The organism is Sorangium sp. So ce124 (genome assembly GCF_051525235.1).
Classification (GTDB): domain Bacteria; phylum Myxococcota_A; class Polyangia; order Polyangiales; family Polyangiaceae; genus Sorangium; species Sorangium atrum.
The window spans coordinates 7,718,316-7,736,815 of the sequence record NZ_CP150312.1 but is presented as its reverse complement, the minus strand read 5'-3'; the positions used below and the strand labels follow the sequence as shown (position 1 = coordinate 7,736,815).

General features: G+C 72.0%; 11 protein-coding genes. 6 read left to right on the top strand and 5 right to left on the bottom strand.

Translation table 11 applies throughout. The annotated features are described in order from the left end of the window. Window positions 1-67 precede the first annotated feature (67 nt). From WMF19_RS28975 to WMF19_RS28955, 5 genes are all read left to right on the top strand, one after another. The gene (locus WMF19_RS28975; protein ID WP_437893307.1) at window positions 68-811 is read left to right on the top strand and encodes a hypothetical protein; all 744 of its coding nucleotides are present in this window, start codon (window positions 68-70) and stop codon (window positions 809-811) included. A gap of 82 nt (window positions 812-893) precedes the next feature. Further along, window positions 894-1,865 carry a DNA-processing protein DprA gene (locus WMF19_RS28970; RefSeq protein ID WP_437893306.1) on the top strand — a complete coding sequence of 324 codons (972 nt, stop codon included), beginning with the start codon at window positions 894-896 and terminating at the stop codon, window positions 1,863-1,865. 127 nt (window positions 1,866-1,992) lie between these two features. Further along, window positions 1,993-4,593 carry a type I DNA topoisomerase gene (gene topA / locus WMF19_RS28965; protein WP_437893305.1) on the top strand — a complete coding sequence of 867 codons (2,601 nt, stop codon included), beginning with the start codon at window positions 1,993-1,995 and terminating at the stop codon, window positions 4,591-4,593. A 33-nt stretch (window positions 4,594-4,626) separates the two neighbouring features. Continuing rightward, entirely contained in the window at window positions 4,627-6,060 is a 1,434-nt protein-coding gene (trmFO, locus tag WMF19_RS28960; protein ID WP_437893304.1) for a methylenetetrahydrofolate--tRNA-(uracil(54)-C(5))-methyltransferase (FADH(2)-oxidizing) TrmFO, read from the top strand. Between the two features lie 198 nt (window positions 6,061-6,258). Further along, window positions 6,259-7,749 carry a DUF2330 domain-containing protein gene (locus WMF19_RS28955; protein WP_437893303.1) on the top strand — a complete coding sequence of 497 codons (1,491 nt, stop codon included), beginning with the start codon at window positions 6,259-6,261 and terminating at the stop codon, window positions 7,747-7,749. A 7-nt stretch (window positions 7,750-7,756) separates the two neighbouring features. Here the strand turns inward: WMF19_RS28955 and WMF19_RS28950 are convergent, their stop codons facing one another. Together WMF19_RS28950 and WMF19_RS28945 are read right to left on the bottom strand one after the other, a co-directional pair. Further along, complete coding sequence (locus WMF19_RS28950; RefSeq protein ID WP_437893302.1) at window positions 7,757-8,242, bottom strand: DUF421 domain-containing protein; 486 nt, start codon at window positions 8,240-8,242, stop codon at window positions 7,757-7,759. 7 nt (window positions 8,243-8,249) lie between these two features. After that, window positions 8,250-8,810 carry a hypothetical protein gene (locus tag WMF19_RS28945; protein WP_437893301.1) on the bottom strand — a complete coding sequence of 187 codons (561 nt, stop codon included), beginning with the start codon at window positions 8,808-8,810 and terminating at the stop codon, window positions 8,250-8,252. Between the two features lie 376 nt (window positions 8,811-9,186). On the opposite strand from WMF19_RS28945, the gene WMF19_RS28940 reads away from it, so the two are divergent. Continuing rightward, window positions 9,187-10,320: a phospholipase D-like domain-containing protein gene (locus WMF19_RS28940; RefSeq protein ID WP_437893300.1), complete on the top strand. Its 1,134-nt coding sequence runs from the start codon at window positions 9,187-9,189 to the stop codon at window positions 10,318-10,320. Between the two features lie 45 nt (window positions 10,321-10,365). Here WMF19_RS28940 and WMF19_RS28935 read toward each other — a convergent pair whose 3' ends face one another. The 3 genes from WMF19_RS28935 to WMF19_RS28925 all read right to left on the bottom strand — a co-directional run bounded on the left by WMF19_RS28935 (window position 10,366) and on the right by WMF19_RS28925 (window position 18,234). Continuing rightward, on the bottom strand, window positions 10,366-12,234 hold the full coding sequence (locus WMF19_RS28935; protein ID WP_437893299.1) for a serine/threonine-protein kinase: 1,869 nt from the start codon (window positions 12,232-12,234) through the stop codon (window positions 10,366-10,368). 184 nt (window positions 12,235-12,418) lie between these two features. Continuing rightward, window positions 12,419-12,934 (bottom strand): hypothetical protein, encoded by a 516-nt coding sequence (locus WMF19_RS28930; RefSeq protein ID WP_437893298.1) that lies wholly within the window; start codon window positions 12,932-12,934, stop codon window positions 12,419-12,421. A gap of 272 nt (window positions 12,935-13,206) precedes the next feature. Continuing rightward, window positions 13,207-18,234 carry a HAMP domain-containing protein gene (locus WMF19_RS28925; RefSeq protein WP_437893297.1) on the bottom strand — a complete coding sequence of 1,676 codons (5,028 nt, stop codon included), beginning with the start codon at window positions 18,232-18,234 and terminating at the stop codon, window positions 13,207-13,209. Window positions 18,235-18,500 lie beyond the last annotated feature (266 nt).

Sequence of the window (18,500 nt, the reverse complement as noted above, 5' to 3'; positions counted from 1 at the left end):
TAGCACGACCCACGGCCGGCCGCTCGCAGACCGAGCGCGGCGCGGCGGTTCTGGTAGGCTCCGCGCGGTGCGGCGCGCCCTCGCTCTCATCGAACTGCATCCGTTCGGGCCGGCGCGCCGCCTGCTCGCTGCGTCGCTCGCGCTCGCCGTGTCGGCTTGCGGCGGAGGCGGCGCCGAGGTCCTGCACCCTAGCCCGCCGCCTCCGCCGGCCTCCTCGCCCGCGCCCGACACGCAGCGGAACCCGCCGCCTCCGCGCGATGCGCCCGAGCCGGACCCGGAGGCGTCGCGCCTGTTCCTGAGCCGCGCGGCGCAGCAGCGGCCCGCGGCGAGCGCGCCGGTGCCGCGCGTGACGGCGCTCGCGCTCGCCAACACCGCGCGCGGGGAGGCGAGGGGCATGGCGCCCCTCGGCGACGTCGTGTCGCTCGCGATCGCGGAAGGGGAGAGCGGCGCGATCCCCGCGCGCATCCCGCCGGGGGAGTGCGCGGTGTTCATCGCGCAGGGCGGGCTCGGCGTGATCGAGGTCGATCTCTTCGTCACGAAGGGCGCGCCGCCCGCGCTCGAGATCGTCGCCCAGGACGCGGACCGCGGGCCGGTCGCGGTGATCGGCGGCAGAGGAGCGTGCCTCTCCGCGCCCGCCGCCGCGCCGCTCGCCGTCGAGCTCCACGCGCAGGTGCGGCGCGGCGCGGGCGTCGTGCTCGTCCAGGGCTTCCGGGGCGCGCGTCCAGCCGCGCCGCCCGGCGCCGCGCCGCCCGGCGCGACCCCGCCCAACACGGCGCCGCCGAGCGCGCCGCCTCGCGTGCCGCCCCGGTAGCGCGGCGATCTCGCCCGGAGCGAGCGGCCGCGCGCTCTTCATTTCGCGCAACTCGTCCCGGGCGTCGGTCGACACGCCGCGTATGCCGTCGATCGAGATCCAGCCCGCAGATCCATCCTACCCCGCGCAGCTCTGGGCCCTCGTGACGGAGACCGAGGCCGCGCCGCCGACGCTCTACCTGCGCGGCGCGCTCCCGGCGTGCCCGGGCGTCGCGATCGTCGGGACGCGCGCCGCGAGCGACGAGGCGCTCCGGTTCACCCGCGCGCTCGCCGCGGCGCTCGGCGAGGCGGGCTTCTCGATCTGGTCGGGCGGCGCGCGCGGCGTCGACGCGGCCGCGCACGAGGGCGCGCTCGACGCGGGCGCGCCGACGGTCGTCGTCAGCGGCGGCGGCCACGCGCGCCCGTACCCGCGGGAGCACGCGGCGCTGTTCGAGCGCGTCCTCGACGCGGGCGGCGCGCTGCTCGCGCGCGTCCCCGACGACACGCCGCCGCTGCCGGCGCTGTTCCTCCAACGCAACGCGGTCCTCGCTGCGCTCACGCTCGCGACCGTCGTGGTCGAGGCGGGCGTCGAGAGCGGCGCCCGCTCCGCCGCCGCGGCGGCCCGGCGCCTCGGCCGCCACCTCTGCGTCGTCCCCCACGCCCCGTGGAGCCCGCGCGGCGTGGGCTGCGCGCTGGAGCTCGTCGCCGGCGCGCGCCCCGTCACGCGCGCGGCCGACGTCATCGACGTCCTCGGCGGGCAGGCGCCCCCTCCCCGCCGGCGAGCGCGGCGCTCGGCCCGCAGCAGGTCGCCCGGCGGCGGCACGCTGCCGCTCCCGGAGGCCGCCTTCGGGGCGCCGACGAGCGCTTCGCCCGGGGAAAGCGGGCCATTTCCGTCGATGAGCGCGGCCGAACGCGCGGTCCTCGACGCCCTGGACGCCCGGCCGGCGCACGTGGATGAGGTCTGCGAGAGGACGGGGCTTCCGCCCAGACGCGCCGTGGAGGCACTCTTGACGTTGACGCTCCAGGCCGTAGTAGTAGAGGGGCCCGCCGGGTTGTTTCGGCGGGCTCTTCGTTGAAGGGGCGCGCCGGCTCACCCTGCCCAGTGCGGTTTCGGGTGGCCGCCTCCTCGCGGGGGGGCCTCCCTCGCACCGAAGGGCGCCCCTCAATCCTCACAAGCCCGATCTCGTTGCTCAGAAGGTGGTGATGGCCAAGACGCTCGTCATCGTGGAGTCGCCGGCGAAGGCGAAGACCATCAAGAAATATCTCGGCAACGGGTACGAGGTGTTCGCCTCGAAGGGGCACGTCAAGGACCTGCCCAAGAAGCAGAACGCCGTCGACGTGCAGAACGATTTTGCCGAGACCTACGAGGTCATCGAGGGCAAGGAGAAGGTCCTGGAGGAGCTGAAGTCCGCCGCGAAGAAGGCGGACGAGGTGCTCCTGGCGACCGACCCCGATCGCGAAGGGGAGGCGATCGCGTTCCACATCTCGGAGGAGATCAAGAACCCGAAGCTGAAGGTGGCGCGGGTCGAGTTCCACGAGATCACGAAGAAGGGGGTCGACCACGGCGTCCACAACCCCCGCAAGCTCGACGAGAACCTGTACGACGCGCAGCGGGCGCGGCGCGTGCTCGACCGCATCGTCGGCTACGACGTCTCGGCGCTCGTCTGGTCGAAGCTCGCGTTCGGCCTGTCGGCGGGGCGGGTGCAGTCGGTCGCGCTGCGGCTCATCGTGGACCGCGAGCGCGAGGTCGAGGCGTTCGTCCCGGAGGAGTACTGGAACATCGCGGTCGGCCTGGGCGCGGCGAGCCCGCCGCAGCGCGCCCCGTTCGTCGCGAAGCTCGCCTCCGCCGACGGCAAGAAGCTCGAGGTGACGAACGGCGAGGTCGCCGGGAAGGTGCGCGCCGATCTCGAGACCGCCCGCTACCGGGTGGCGAAGGTCGTGCGGCGCGAGCAGAAGCGCAACCCGCCCGCTCCGTACACCACCTCGAAGCTCCAGCAGGACGCGACGAACTACCTGCACTTCGGCGCTAAGCGGACGATGCAGATCGCGCAGGCGCTCTACGAGGGCATCGACCTCAAGCGCGACGGCGGCCCCGTCGGCCTCATCACGTACATGCGTACCGACTCGACGCGCGTGAGCGACGACGCGATCGCCGAGGTGCGCGGCGTGGTCGCGAAGCGGTACGGCAAGGAGTTCGTCCCCGAGCGCCCGAACGTCTACAAGTCGAAGAAGAACGCGCAGGACGCGCACGAGGCGATCCGGCCGACGAGCGTCGAGATCCACCCGGACTCGATCAAGAAGCACCTCAAGGACGAGCAGTACAAGCTGTACAAGCTCATCTGGAACCGCTTCGTCGCCTCGCAGATGACCCCGGCGGTGTACGACCGCACGACGGTCGAGATCGACGTCGCGCCGACGGTCGCGGTGCCCGCGTACCGGAGCTACCTCGCCCGGGCGACCGGGCGGATCCTGAAGTTCGCCGGCTGGCTGCAGGTGACCGAGGGCCAGCAGGAGTTCGCCGGCGAGGAGGAGAGCGCAGGCGCAGGCGCAGCCGCGGACGGCGGCGCCGCCGCGCCGGCGCCCGAGGCGACCGCCGCCGAGGCGGAGCGCGCGGCGCCGGGGCCCTCGGCCGAGGAGGACTCGGAGGCGCTCCTGCCCGACATGAAGGAGGGCGAGGCGCTCGCCGTGTCGCCCCCTGGGGTCATCACCGACCAGAAGTTCACGCAGCCGCCGCCCCGCTACAACGAGGGCTCGCTCGTGCGCGAGCTGGAGAAGCGCGGCATCGGCCGCCCGTCGACGTACGCGGAGATCATCAGCAAGGTGCAGCAGCGCGCGTACGTCGAGAAGCGGGACGGCGGCGCGTTCCAGCCGACGCTCCTCGGCAAGTTCGTGGTCGACGGCCTCGTCCGGTCGAACCTCGACATCATGGACCCGAACTTCACCGCGCAGATGGAGGAGGAGCTCGACGCGGTCGGCGCCGGCAGCCTGAAGCGCGAGCAGCTGCTCAAGAGCTTCTACAAGAAGTTCAGGGAGCAGCTCGACAAGTCGAAGAAGCTCGCGCCGTGGAAGCCCGAGGCAGAGAAGACCGACATCGTCTGCGACGAGTGCGGGTCGATGATGCTCAAGAAGTGGGGCAAGAACGGCTGGTTCTTGAGCTGCGAGCGCTACCCGAAGTGCAAGGCGACGCGCGACCTGTCCGACGCGCGGGGGACCGCCGCCGTCCGCGAGACCGACATCTCGTGCGACAAGTGCGGGAAGCCGATGATCATCAAGACGGGCCGCTTCGGCGACTTCCTGTCGTGCACCGGGTACCCGGCCTGCAAGAACACGCGCCCGGTGCCGCTCGGCGTCGCGTGCCCGAGCTGCGGCGGCGATCTCATCGAGATCCGGCCGCGCAAGAAGGGCGGGCGCACCTTCTACGGCTGCTCCAACTGGAACGCCGAGCAGAAGTGCGAGTTCAAGCTCTGGCAGAAGCCGGTGCCGGTCCCGTGCCCGCAGTGCGGCGCGAAGTTCGTCACCCGCACCGGCGGCAAGAAGGCGATGCTCGTCTGCGCGACGAAGGACTGCGGCTTCAAGCAGGAGATCGTCGAGGGCGAAGGGGAGGACGGCGCCGCGGATGGCGCCGCCACCCCGGACGCCGCGGCGCTCGTCGCGAGCGCCGCCCCGGCGTCGGCCGCCCGGCCCGCGCCGGCGGAGCCCACGCCGGCCGGCCGGCCCGAGGCGGCGCCGCAGGGCGCTGGCGCGGCCCAGGGAGCCGCCGAAAAGCCCGCGCGGGCCGTGCGCGCCCGCCGCACGGCGAGCTAAGAAGCCCGCGACACCCCCCACCTGGTGAGCTGTATGAACGGAGCGGAGAGCCAGCACGACGTCGTCGTCGTCGGAGGCGGCCTGGCCGGTTGCGAGGCGGCGTACCAGCTCGCGCAGCGCGGGCTGCGCGTGCGCCTCGTCGAGATGAAGCCTCACAAGCGCACGCCTGCGCAGACGAGCGATCGGCTGGCCGAGCTCGTGTGCTCGAACTCGCTGCGCGGCGCCGCGCTGAGCAACGCGGTGGGGCTCCTCAAGGAGGAGCTCCGGCGCGTGGGCTCGCTCGCCCTGCGGTGCGCCGACGAGACCTCGGTGCCGGCCGGCGGCGCGCTGGCGGTCGACCGCGAGCGGTTCGCCGAGGCCATGACGCGTGAGATCGAGGCCCACCCCCGGATCACCGTCGAGCACCGGGAGGTGACCGAGATCCCCGCCGAGCGGCCCGTGATCCTCGCGACGGGGCCGCTCACCTCCGACGCCCTCGCGGCGAGCCTCGCCGCGGCCGTCGGCGCCGAGCACCTCGCCTACTACGACGCGATCGCGCCGATCGTCAGCGCCGACTCGATCGACTGGTCGCGCGTGTGGAAGCAGTCGCGCTACGGCAAGGGGGGCGCGGTCCGCGGCGACCGGGCCGCGCAGCGGGAGCAGACCGCGCAGCCGGAGCGGGCCGCGCAGCTGGAGGACGCGGCCGAGCGCCGCGACGACGCCGAGGCCGGCGACGAGGCATACGTGAACTGCCCCTTCGACGAGGCGCAGTACAAGGCGTTCGTCCAGGCCCTCGTCGCGTCGGACAAGGTGGAGGCCCGCGCCTTCGAGGAGGTGCGCTACTTCGAGGGGTGCCTGCCCTGCGAGGTGATGGCGGCGCGCGGCGAGCAGACGCTCGCGTTCGGGCCGATGAAGCCGGTGGGGCTCACCGATCCGCGCACCGGCCGGCGCCCCTACGCGGTGCTCCAGCTGCGCCCGGAGGACGAGGCGGCGACGGCGTACAACCTGGTCGGCTTCCAGACGCGCATGAAGTACGCCGAGCAGCTGCGGGTGTTCCGGATGGTGCCCGGCCTCGAGGAGGCCGAGTTCCTCCGCATGGGCTCCGTGCACCGGAACACCTTCGTCGACGCTCCCGCGCTCCTCGGCCCCGCGATGGAGCTCCGCGCGATGCCGGGCGTGCACCTGGCCGGCCAGATCTCGGGCGTCGAGGGCTACGTGGAGAGCGCCGCGGCCGGGTTCGTCTGCGCGATCCTCCTCGCGCAGCAGCTGCGGAACGAGCCGCTCCGGCCGCCGCCGCCCACGACGGCGCTCGGCGGCATCCTCACGCACCTCGGCCGGAAGCAGCCCACGTATCAGCCGTCCAACATCACCTGGGCGCACATCGCGCCGCTCGATCCAGCGCACGGCAAGCTGCGCAAGCGCGCCCGCTACGAGGTGATGGCCGAGCGTGCCCTCCGCGATCTCGACGCGTGGTGGGCCGCGGGCTGACCGCGGCTCGCCGGGCGGCAGGCGGCGCGCCGATCGTGCGCGGGCCGACGGCGGCTCGCCGGGCGGCAGGCGGCGCGCCAATCGTGCGCGGGCTGCCCGCCGCGCGCAGGCTTGGATAGCCTGACGGCGGTGCGCCGCGCGCCGCCCGCGCGCTCCGGAGAGCCCGCCCGCGCGGATCCGCGCCCCTGGAGGTAGCCGATGAAACTTCGCTTGTTCGCGCTCCTTGCGCTCGCCGTTCCTTCCGCGACGCTCCTGTCGCCGCGCGAGGCGCTCGCCTGCGGCGGGTGCTTCGCCCCGCCCACCGAGACGACGGTCGTCAACGCGCACCGGATGGTGCTCTCGGTGTCGCCCGTCCAGTCGGTGCTCTGGGATCAGATCCAGTACTCCGGCGATCCGAGCGCGTTCGGGTGGGTGCTCCCGGTGAAGCGCGGAGCGATCCTCGAGGAAGGCTCGGACGCCTGGTTCGAGACGCTCGACGCGGCCACGTCGGTGCGCATCACCGCGCCGAGCTCCACCTGCGCCCGGAGCGGCGGCGGCTGCGGCTCGGCCCTCGGCTCCGCGGAGGCAGCGGGGGACTCGTTCGGCGTCGGCGATCAGGTCACCGTGCTCCACCGCGGCACCGTCGGTCCGTACGACACCGTGACGCTCGCGACGGACACGCCCGGCGCGTTGAACACGTGGCTGGAGAGAAACGACTTCAACGTCGACGAGTCGACGCAGCCGATCATCGATGCCTATGTCGAGGAGGGCTTCGACTTCATCGCCATCAGGCTGCAGCCCGGCAAGGACGTGAAGGAGATGACGCCGGTGCGGGTCGTCACGCCGGGGGCGAACCCCGCGCTCCCGCTCCGGATGGTCGCCGCCGGGACGGGCGCGAACGTCGCGATCACCCTCTTCACCATCAGCGAGGCGCGGCTCGCCCCCGAGGGGTTCGCGGCCGCGGCCGTCCCCATCGACCTCCTCGCGTGGGACTTCGCCTCGCAGGAGTCGAACTACGGCGTGCTCCGCGAGAAGGCGATCGCGGCGGCCGACGGCGGCCGCGCGTTCCTCACCTCCTACGCCCAGCAGGGCTCGCTGTTCTCGCCCGTGTCGAGCCCCGCGGCGCCGTTCGGCGTGCGCTACACAACGAGCGGCTCGACCACCCCGGTCGACACGATCGCCGCCGCGTTCGCCCAGCAGGGGCTCGCCAACGGCGAGACCGGTGAGGTCCAGGACGCCGCGTGCGCCGTGCGCTTCGCCGAGATCGCGACCGAGAGCCGCGCCGTGGCGAACCCGTGCCCGGCCGGCGTCCGGCTGTCCGATCCGAGCTGCGGGGAGGTCGCCTCCGGCCAGATCGACGCGCGCGAGCTCGCGTGCGGGGCGCTCGACGACCTCGCGATCGCGATGGTCGGCCTGCACCCGAAGGACGTCTGGCTGACCCGCCTGGAGGCGAACCTGCCGCGCGCCGCGCTCGACACGGACCTCGTCCTGAGCCCCGCGCCGCAGGAGCGGGTCGACAACTGGCTGCGCGCCCGCGTCAGCGTCCACGCCGACGTGCTCTGCGGCGCGGCGATCCCGGTCCTCGACGGCGACCGCCCCTCGCGGACCCGCGGGCAGGGCACGCTCGTGGGCATGACGCTCGGCGCCCTCGCCCTCGCGGCGGCGATCGCCCGCCGCGGCGCGCGCCGCCTCGCCTCCCGCCCGGCCTGACCGGCGCTCACACGCCTTCGTCCCGCGTCCTGGCCGGGGAGACGGGCAGGCCGTGGCCCTGCTCCGGGACGATGGTGAGAGCGCCGTCCGCCTCCAGGATGGCCCATCGCACCTGGGAGAGGCGCTCCAGCCCGCTCTTGTGCATCTCGGACAGGATCTCCTCCGGCTGGATCCGCTCTCGATTGCACGCCGCCTCCAGGATGCGGCCCTTCGCGACCAGCACCGTGGGCGAGCCGTCGATGACCTCGGACGCCTTCGGGAAGAGGTGCGTCAGGACGGACGTCAGGAACACGAGCACGAGGACGGTGGACACGCCCGCGAGCGCGTTCGCGAGCGACGCCTCGCGGACGAGGGCCTGAGAGACGATCTCGGGGATCAGCATGAGCGTGACGAGCTCGAAGGGCGACATCGAGCTGAGCTCGCGCTTGCCGAGCACGCGGAACGCGGCGGCGAGGAACACATAAACGACGGCGACGCGGGCGACGGTCTCCATGGTGATCTCAGGGGAAGATGAACGTGCGGAGCGGCACGTGGACGCCGCGCTCCCCGCCGCACGACAGGGTCGCGTTGCCCGAGGCGAGCCAGCTGCGCTCGCCGCGGAGCTCGATGTCGATCCGGCGTCGCTCGCCGGGCGCGAGGTCGCCCAGCTCGAAGCGCCCGAACGCCGCCTCTGCCGGCGTGGCGTGGTGCTCCTCGAAGCTGTCCAGGTACGCCTCGTCGAGCGTGAGCGTGGCCGCCCGGCAGGGCTCGCCCGCCGTGTTCTCCACGTCGAACGTGACCCGCTCCATGTCGCGGAAGCGCATCCTCTCGGGATGAGCGACGCGCAGGGTGAGCCCCTGCGCCGTCGCCTCGCGCGTCCCCCGCGCGTGCATGAACAAGGCGCTTGCGGCCACGCAGGCGAGCGCGAACGCGCCGATCGCGTGCAGGGGGTCCAGGGCGAGCCGGCGCCGCAGCGGCGGCGCGGGCGGCGGTTTGGGTTGGGGCTCGGAGGGCGCCCGGCGCGACCTGGCGCGCGTCCGGGCGGGTCGAAGAGCGGAGAGCTCGCGGGCGGCAGGCATCATCGCGCCCACGCCGTTCAAGACTGGTGCCGCGGCCCGCTCGCGCGCGCGCGGCCCGCCTGCGAAGCCCGCGAGGACAGCGATGCGCCGGAGAGACCGGTCGCCTCACCGGCGCCACGCGCGTGGCACTTTGCCACGTGGTGAGCCTTCTCCTGCTGACATCCCTGCGCGCTCGCGCCTTGGCGACGTGGCACACCGGCTGCTTGAGCCACGGTGGTGAGGACGCGCGGGCCGCTGTGGCAATCGAGCTGCAGCCGCCCGGCGTTCGGGACTCGACATGACCTGCTCGGCGCCGACGTTTCCAGGCTCCAGGGCGGACTCCAGCACCGGTCGCGCTGCGGCAGGGGGCGCTCTCCACACGACGCGCCTCCTCCCGGGGATGAAATGGGTGCTCGAGTCGCTCCTCGATGACATTGCGCGTGCCCGGGAGCGGATCTGGATCTCCACGTACATCTACCGCAACGATCTCATGGGCCGTCGCTTCGCCGACGCTTTCGCGAGCGCCGCGCGGCGCGGCGTGGATGTCCGGCTCCTGTACGACGCGCTCGGCAGCCACACGACGCCGGCGGCGTTCTTCGAGGACATGAGGGCCCGCGGCATCCGCGCCCGCGCCTACAGGCCGCTGGGCGCCGTCCTCCGCGGGGGCGCCCTGTTCCCGCGGGAGCACTCGCGCATCGTGGTGATCGACGGCGCCGGGTACGTCGGCGGCGCTGCGTGGGCCGACGAGTGGCTGCCGCGCGACGAGGGCGGCGACGGCTGGCACGAGGTCTGTAGCCGGGTGATGGGGCCCTGCGTGACCGACATGGCGCGGGCGTTCGAGTGCCGCTGGATGCTCGCCGACGAGGCCGCGGGGCGGTCCTTCGATTACTGGACGGGCGGCGTCTACGACGACGTGGAGTTCATCACCGACGCGCCCACGCCGCCCACGGTCATCTACGAGCGCCACCTCGAGCGGGTGCGCGCGGCGCGGCGGCGGGTGTGGATCGAGAACGCGTATTTCTGCCCTCCCCGCGGGCTCGAGCGCGAGCTCATCGACGCCGCGCGCCGCGGGATCGACGTGAAGATCATCGTGCCGCGCGACTCCGACCTCCCGGCCATCCGGCACGCGAGCCTCGCGCGGTACGCGTCATGGCTGGAGAACGGGCTCCAGATCCACGAGTTCCTCCCGTCGATGCTCCACGCGAAGCTCGCGGTGATCGACGACGACTGGGCGACGGTGGGGACCTTCAACGTGAACCCGACGAGCCTGAGGTGGGTGAGCGAGGCGAACCTCATCGTCAAGCAACCCGCCTTCGTGAGGGACGCGGCCCGCCTGTTCGAGCAGGACCTCGGGCGGAGCGAGGCCGTGCGCCTCGACAACCTGCCCAGGCAGGGCCTCTTCGCGCAGGCGCGCAACGCGCTGTGGAGCTTCGGCCTCGACCTGCTGGAGCCTCGCCATGCGGGCGTGCGCCGGGGAGGCGCGCTCCCCGAGGCCGAGTGCGAGGGCGGGTTCCTGCGGGCGCTCGGCGTCTAGCGCTGGCCTCGCCCGCCGGGGCGGCGCCGGGGCGGCGTCGGGCCGCTAAGGCGCCGCTGGAGCGCTCGAAGAGCCCTCCGCTGCGCCGGCATCCGCGGACGGCGGCGCCTCCTCGGTGGGCGCCGCACGGTGGACGGCCGGCTCCTTCTCGGCCGCCCCGGCGTCATCGTAAACCTCCGCGGCGCTCGCCGACGCCTCGGCGGCCGGCGGGCAGGCCGCTTCCCCGCCTTCCCGGCCTCCGCCAGCCGAACAGGCGGCGCTCCCCGGCACGGGCGCCGAGCCGGCGGAGACCGGCTGTGCAGGCGGAGCAGGCGCCTCTGCGCCCGTGGTAGTCCCGGATGACCCGGGCGGCGCGCTCGCCGCCGGCGCCGGCGGCTTCCCTGTCGCGGCCGGCGCGCTCGCCGCCGGCGCGGCGGTCGCAGTCCGCGCTGCCGCGGCCGGCGTCGCAGGCGCGGGTACCGTGGCCTTCAGGGCGCGCGCCGGGCGCGGAACCGTGGGCCCGGCCGGCGGCGCCACGCTCCCGGGCGCCACGCCGGCCGGACGGGAGATCGCCTCTAGCGCTGGCTGCGCCGGAGACGGCGCAGCGGCGATCACCGCCGCGGGCTCGACCAGCGGCGCCAGCGTCGACTCGACCGCGCTACCCGTCGTGCCCAGCGCGACGCTCCACACCCCCGCTCCCGCCAGGGCCACGAGCCCGGCCGCCGCGACGGCGCGGAGCGGAAAGCGCTCCCGCCACGAGGATCGCGGCGACGGAGACGCCGCCCCCGGCAGATTCACCATCGCCGTCGCCTCGGACCACGCGCGCTCTCCGCTCTCCTCGATCCCCTTGCGCTCCGCCGCCCCCGGCGCCCTCTGCGGGGCCGTCAGGGGCAGCTGCAGCTCCAGGGAGTCGTCCGCGCGGCGCGAGTGCAGCGTCGGCGCGGAGCTCACCACCGTCTGTCGCGGCGACGGCGACGGGATCTGGCTGGCCCGCTCCTCCAGCCACTGCGCGCGCAGCGACGCGCCGCTCACGTCCTCCGAGACACCCCTCGATACGAGCCACGCCGCGAGCGCGCCGCCGAGCTCGCGCATGCTCCCCCAGCGCTCCGCCGGATCCTTGCGCAGCCCGCGCTCGATGATCGACCACAGCGCCGGGTCCGAGCCGCACCGCTCGACGAGCGAGCGCACCGGATCCTGGATGATCGCGCGCAGCGTCCCGAACCCGTGCTCCCCCGCATACGGCGTCTCGCCCGCGATCACCTCGTAGAGCATCGTGCAGAGCGCCCAGACGTCCGCGCGATGATCGATGTGGCCCTGCCCCAGCGCCTGCTCCGGCGGCATGTACTGCGGAGTCCCGATCACGGCTGCGCCCGTCGATCCGGACTCGGGCTCGGTCCACGTCACCTTCGCGATCCCGAAATCGACGACCTTGGGCCTTATCCGCCCGTCGCCCTGATTCGCGAGCATGACGTTGTCCGGCTTGAGATCCCGGTGAACGACGCCCCGCTCGTGGGCCGCGTGCATCGCGCTCGCGACCGGCAGCAGGATCGAGACCGCCACCTCGGGAGCGAGCCGGTGCTCGCGGCAGAGCACGTCCCGGAGGGCCTCGCCCTCCAGGAGCTCCATCACGATGTACGGGGTGCCGCCCGCGGTCTTGCCGAGATCGAAGACACGCACGATCCCGGGGTGGCTGAGCTTCGCCGCGGCCCGCGCCTCACGCAGCAGGCGCTCGGCGATCGCGGGAGAGCGCATCTCAGGCCGCAGCACCTTGATGGCCACATTGGCCTCGAGCGCCGTGTTCGTGGCGACCCAGACAGACCCCATCGCGCCCTCTCCCGCTTTGCGGAGGAGCTGATACTTGTCGCCCACCACCGTGCCGACCTCGAAGCATTCCCCTGAGGTGTGATCGAACGCCTGGGTCATGTTGCTCGACATGCGGTCTCCTGCCGTGTGCTCCGGCCATCCGCCGCTCGCCACGCGACGGCACGCGCCGAGTCTGGAGCATCGCCTGTGCCAGGCGATCCGCTCGGGGAGCTCCTGAAACCCTGCACGGGCGCGTCAGCGGCAGCGCGCCTCAGCGAGGCAAGTTGCCACGTGCCTGTCGCTCTCCAGCGAGCGCTCAGATGAAGCTGTCGTAAGGACGCCGCTGCGAGCTCTCGCTCCGGACGTCCTCGGCGCCGGCATACTCGAGGATCAATTCCAGGATCTCTGCATCTCGCTCGGAGGAAGCAATTACGCCCACGAGGATCGCGCCTTGTCGCAGGCCGCTGTCGTAGATGCTCGCCCGGTGCTCCGGGATGCCGGCATCGACGAGCGCGTCGATGAGCCCGCCGGCCGCGCCGCCCGCGCCGGCGCCGGCGAGCGCAGCCTCGATGGGCCCCGCCGCCACGAGCCCCAGGCCAGGGAACGCCGTGCTCGTGCCGAGCACCGCGAGCGCGGCCGAGGCCGACCCCGCCGCCCCGCCGACGTCCGCCGCCGCGCCGGTGCTTCCGCCCACGGCGCGCTGGTCGCGCCCCGCATCGCTCATGACAAGGCTGATGGCGTCACGCGTGTATCCGCAGCTCATCACGCGCTCGACCGACCTCTCGGCGTCCGACCAGGTCCTGACGAGACCGGTCACCAGCTTTGCCGTCACCTACAGCTCCTTTCCCGACGAACGTCCTCTCGCGCGCCTTGCCTGTATTCTGGAATCCCACATCGCTGCATCGCTACAGCAGGCGGCATGCCAAAAGAAAATGCGGAAAATGCTCGGTATTCTGCGCTGTCGACAGCCCGTGTGCCGCGCAAGATCTTGCGCAGGTGCGCCACACTGAGGCGTCGTTGCAGCGCAGACGAAACCGACGGACGTGCTCGGGAGTTGTCTCGGGGCGTTGTGTGGAAGCGGCGGTGACGCGCGGTGAAGCGAGCTCAGCGATGCAGCCAGATGCGGAGCTGCGCCAGCAGCTGCTCCGTGTCGACCGGCTTCGAGGTGTAGTCGGTCGCGCCCGCCTCCAGGCACTTCTCCCGGTCGCCTTTCATCGCCCTCGCCGTGACGGCGATGATCGGTAGCGTCTGGAATGCCGGCTGTTTGCGGATCGCGCGGATCGTGTCGTATCCGTCCATCTCTGGCATCATGATGTCCATGAGCACGACGTCGATCCCGCTCGTGCTCCCCAGGCGCTCGATGGCGGCCTTCCCCGTGTCGGCGGTGAGGGTGGTCATCCCGTAGCTCTCGAGGACGGTCTTCAGCGCATAGATGTTGCGGAAATCGTCGTCGACGATCAGCGCACATTTGCCGGAGAGCGTGGTTGCCGATTCGTGGAGCTGCTCCACGATGAGCCGCGTCTGCTCCGGCAGGTCCGAGAGCCGGCGGTGCAGCGCGAGCGTAAGCTCGTCGAGCAGGCGCTCTCTCGACTGGACAGGCTTCACGGGCAGCGTCTGCGCCAGCCGGGAGAGGCGCGCCTCGTCGTCCCCGGCGACGCCCGCCGGCGCGTACACGATGGCCGTGAGATCGGCGAAGCGCCCCGCGCGATCGAGGCGCTCGATGAGCTCGAGGCCGGGCATGTCCGGCAGGTGCAGATCGATCACGATCGCGTCGAACGCCTCGCGATCGAGCGCGTCGAGCGCCTCCTGGGCCGTCGCCGCGCCGGCGACCGTGACGTCCTCGTACCCGAGCAGCTCGGTCAGCCGGGCGAAGGAAGCCTCGTCCGGGGCCGCGACGAGCAGCCGGCGCCGCGGCGAGTCGATCAGCCCGGCGAGCCGCGCGAACGCCTCGTCGAGCGTCGTCCTGCTGCTGAGCGGCTTGTTGAGCAGGCCCACCGCGCCCATCCGCCGCGCGCGGCTCCGCTCCTCCTCCGTCTCTGTCGTGATCACCTGGACCGGGATGTGCCGCGCCGAGAGGTCGCGCTTCAGGCCGTCGAGCACGCGCCACCCGTCGACGTCGGGCATGTTGATGTCCAGCGTGATCGCCGCGGGCTCGATCTCTCGCACCAGCGAGAGCGCTGTCGCGCTGCGGAGCGCGACGACCGCCTTGAAGCCGTGCTCCCGCGCGACATCCACGAGGAAGCGGGCGAACACCGTGTCGTTCTCCACGATCAGGATCGCGCGGTCGCCAGGGCGGACGCTCTCGCTGTCGTCGATGATCTGGACGTCCGCGCTCGCGGACGTGCGATCCGACGGCCGGCTGCTGTGGACGGCATCATCGACGGACGGCGGCGCGTCGAGGACGTGTGTCGGCTGCCGCCGCGCCGCCCGCACGGGCCGGAAGGCGCGCGGCAGGTAGAGCGTGAACGTGCTGCCGCGCCCCGGCGCGCTGACCAGCGTGAGCTCGCCGCCGAGCATCCCCGCGATCTCCCGGCTGATCGCGAGCCCGAGCCCGGTGCCGCCGTACTTGCGGCTCGTGCTGCCGTCCGCCTGCTGGAACGCCTCGAAGACGATCTGCTGCTTGTCCGGCGCGATCCCGATCCCTGTGTCGTGGACGGAGAGGGCGATCACAGCGTCGGCCCGGTTGAGCACATCGTTCTCACGGCTCCAGCCGCTGCGGGCCACTGTCACCTCCAGGACCACCTTGCCGCGCTCGGTGAACTTGAAGGCGTTGGAGAGCAGGTTCTTGATCACCTGCTGAAGCCGCTTCGCGTCGGTGGACATCGACGTCGGCAGCGTCGACGAGAAGGAGAGCTCGAAATCGAGCTTCTTCGCCTCGGCGACGTGCCGGAACGTGCGGCGCACGTAGTCCGAGAGGTCCGTGAAGCTGATCTCTCCGACGTCGACGACGACGGTGCCCGACTCGATCTTCGTGAGATCCAGGATGTCGTTGATGAGCCCCAGGAGATCGGTGCCTGACGCGTGGATCGTCTTCGCGTACTCGACCTGCCTCGCGGTGAGGTTCTGGTCGTTGTTCCTGGAGAGCTGGTCCGACAGGATGAGCAGGCTGTTCAGCGGGGTCCTGAGCTCATGGGACATGTTGGCCATGAACTCCGACTTGTACTTGGACGTGAGGGCGAGCTGACGCGCCTTCTCCTCGAGGGCCTGGCGGGCCTGCTCCACCTCGTGGTTCTTCCGCTCGACCTCCACGTTCTGCTCCGCCAGGAGCCGCGCCTTCTCGCCGAGCGCGGCGTTCGTCTCCTGGAGCTCCTCCTGCTGGCTCTGGAGCTCGCGGGCCAGCGACTGGGACTGCTTGAGCAGGTCCTCGGTGCGCATGTTGGCCTCGATCGTGTTGAGCACGATGCCGATCGACTCGGTGAGCTGGTCGAGGAACGCCTGGTGGGTGGGGCTGAAGCGCTCGAGCGACGCGAGCTCGATGACGGCCTTCACCTGACCCTCGAAGAGCACGGGCATCACGATGATGTTGACCGGAGGCGCGTCGCCGAGGCCGCTCGTGATCGTGATGTAATCGGGGGGCGCGTTGACGAGGAGGATCTTCTCCTTCTCGAGCGCGCACTGCCCGACGAGCCCCTCGCCCAGCTTGAACTGGTTGTCGACGTGCTTGCGCTCCTTGAACGCGTAGCTCGCGAGCAGCTTCAGGACGGGCTCCTCGCGGGAGGCATCCATGATGTAAAAGACGCCCTGCTGCGCCGTGACGACGGTGGCGAGCTCGGACAGGATCCTCCGGCCGACGGTGAGCAGATCCTTCTGCCCCTGGAGCATGCGCGAGAACTTGGCGAGGTTGCTCTTGAGCCAGTCCGTCTCGCTGTTCTTCAGCGTCGTGTCCTTGAGGTTCCGGATCATCTCATTGATGTTGTCCTTCAGCGCGGCGACCTCGCCCTGCGCCTCGACCTTGATGGACCGGGTGAGATCGCCCTTGGTCACGGCGGTGGCGACCTCGGCGATCGCGCGCACCTGCGTGGTGAGGTTGGCCGCGAGCTGGTTCACGTTGTCGGTGAGGTCCTTCCACGTGCCGGCCGCGCCGGGCACGCTCGCCTGCCCGCCGAGCTTGCCCTCGACGCCGACCTCGCGCGCCACCGTCGTCACCTGATCCGCGAACGTCGCGAGCGTCTCGATCATGCCGTTGATCGTGTCCGCGAGCGCGGCGATCTCCCCCTTGGCGTCGACGACCAGCTTTCGCTTGAGATCGCCGTTGGCGACCGCGGTCACCACCTTGGCGATGCCGCGCACCTGGTTCGTCAGGTTGCCGGCCATCGAGTTCACGTTGTCGGTGAGGTCCTTCCAGGTGCCGGCGACGCCGCGGACGTCGGCCTGCCCGCCGAGCTTTCCCTCGGTGCCGACCTCGCGGGCGACGCGGGTGACCTCGGAGGCGAAGGAGCGGAGCTGATCGACCATCGTGTTGATGGTGTTCTTGAGCTCCAGGATCTCGCCCTTCACGTCGACGGTGATCTTCTCGGAGAGATCGCCGTTGGCGACGGCGGTGGTGACGGCGGCGATGTTGCGCACCTGGGAGGTGAGGTTGCCGGCCATCGAGTTGACGGAGTCGGTGAGGTCCTTCCAGGTGCCGGCGACGCCGCGGACGTCGGCCTGTCCGCCGAGCTTCCCCTCGGTGCCGACCTCGCGGGCGACGCGGGTGACCTCGGAGGCGAAGGAGTTGAGCTGGTCGACCATCGTGTTGATGGTGTTCTTGAGCTCCAGGATCTCGCCCTTCACGTCGACGGTGATCTTCTTCGAGAGATCACCCTTGGCGACGGCGGTGGTGACGGTCGCGATGTTGCGCACCTGGGCCGTGAGGTTCGACGCCATCGAGTTGACGGAGTCGGTGAGGTCCTTCCAGGTGCCGGCGACGCCGCGGACGTCGGCCTGCCCGCCGAGCTTCCCCTCGGTGCCGACCTCGCGGGCGACGCGGGTGACCTCGGAGGCGAAGGAGTTGAGCTGGTCGACCATCGTGTTGATGGTGTTCTTGAGCTCCAGGATCTCGCCCTTCACGTCGACGGTGATCTTCTTCGAGAGATCGCCGTTGGCGACGGCGGTGGTGACGGCGGCGATGTTGCGCACCTGGGAGGTGAGGTTGCCGGCCATCGAGTTGACGGAGTCGGTGAGGTCCTTCCAGGTGCCGGCGACGCCGCGGACGTCGGCCTGCCCGCCGAGCTTCCCCTCGGTGCCTACCTCGCGGGCGACGCGGGTGACCTCGGAGGCGAAGGAGCGGAGCTGATCGACCATCGTGTTGATGGTGTCCTTGAGCTCGAGGATCTCGCCCTTCACGTCGACGGTGATCTTCTTCGAGAGATCGCCCGTGGCGACGGCGGTGGTGACGGCGGCGATGTTGCGCACCTGGGAGGTGAGGTTGCCGGCCATCGAGTTGACGGAGTCGGTGAGGTCCTTCCAGCTGCCGGCGACGCCGCGGACGTCGGCCTGCCCGCCGAGCTTGCCCTCGGTGCCGACCTCGCGGGCGACGCGGATGACCTCGGAGGCGAAGGAGCCGAGCTGCTCGACCATCGTGTTGACCGTCTTGGCGGTCCGGAGGAACTCGCCGTCGAGCGGCCTGCCGTCCACCTCGAGGGCCATCGTCTGCGAGAGATCGCCCTTGGCCACGGCGCCGATGACGCGCGCCGTCTCGGCGGTGGGGTGGACGAGATCGCTGATGAGCGCGTTGATGCACCCGATCTCGTCGGCCCACGCGCCGCTCACCTCGCCGATGAAGGCGCGCTGCGAGAGCTTGCCCTCCTTGCCCACCGCGCGGCTCAGGCGGTCGAGCTCCTTGGCGAGCTTCTCGTTGCGCTCGACGACATCGTTGAACGTGTCGGCGATCTTCCCGTCGAGCCCGAGCCAGTGGACGGGCAGCCGCACCGAGAAATCGCCCTTCTTCAGGCCGGTCAGCGCCATCAGCAGCGTCCGCCGATCGAGCCTGTCGCTCTCGAGCGGCGCGGCGGCGCGGGGGCGCTCGGCCGGGCGGGCCTTCGCCGCGCGCGCGGCGCCGTCCAGCCCGTCCCCGGACGCGGCCTTCTTGCTCTTGCCATTGCCGGCTCTCGCCTTGCGGGCCGCCTTGTCGAGGTCGCTTCGCTGCTCCATGCCGCTGTTCTCCTGGTCCCGCCTGCGGATAGGACCGATCGGTCAAAAAGGGAAATGAGCGCGCGCCCCGGGCGCGGAGGGGCGCCGGAGCGCTCGAGGCCGTCGGACCAGGCGCCCCGGCGTGATCCCACGGCGCCGCGCGAGAGGACGACAGGAGGACAGGCCCTCTCGCCTGGACGGCGGTCTCATCGATGGACGCTGCGCTCGGGCGCCGCGCGACGCTTCCCGCCGCCGAGGAGCGGGGCCCTCGCTGGCCGACCGCGAGG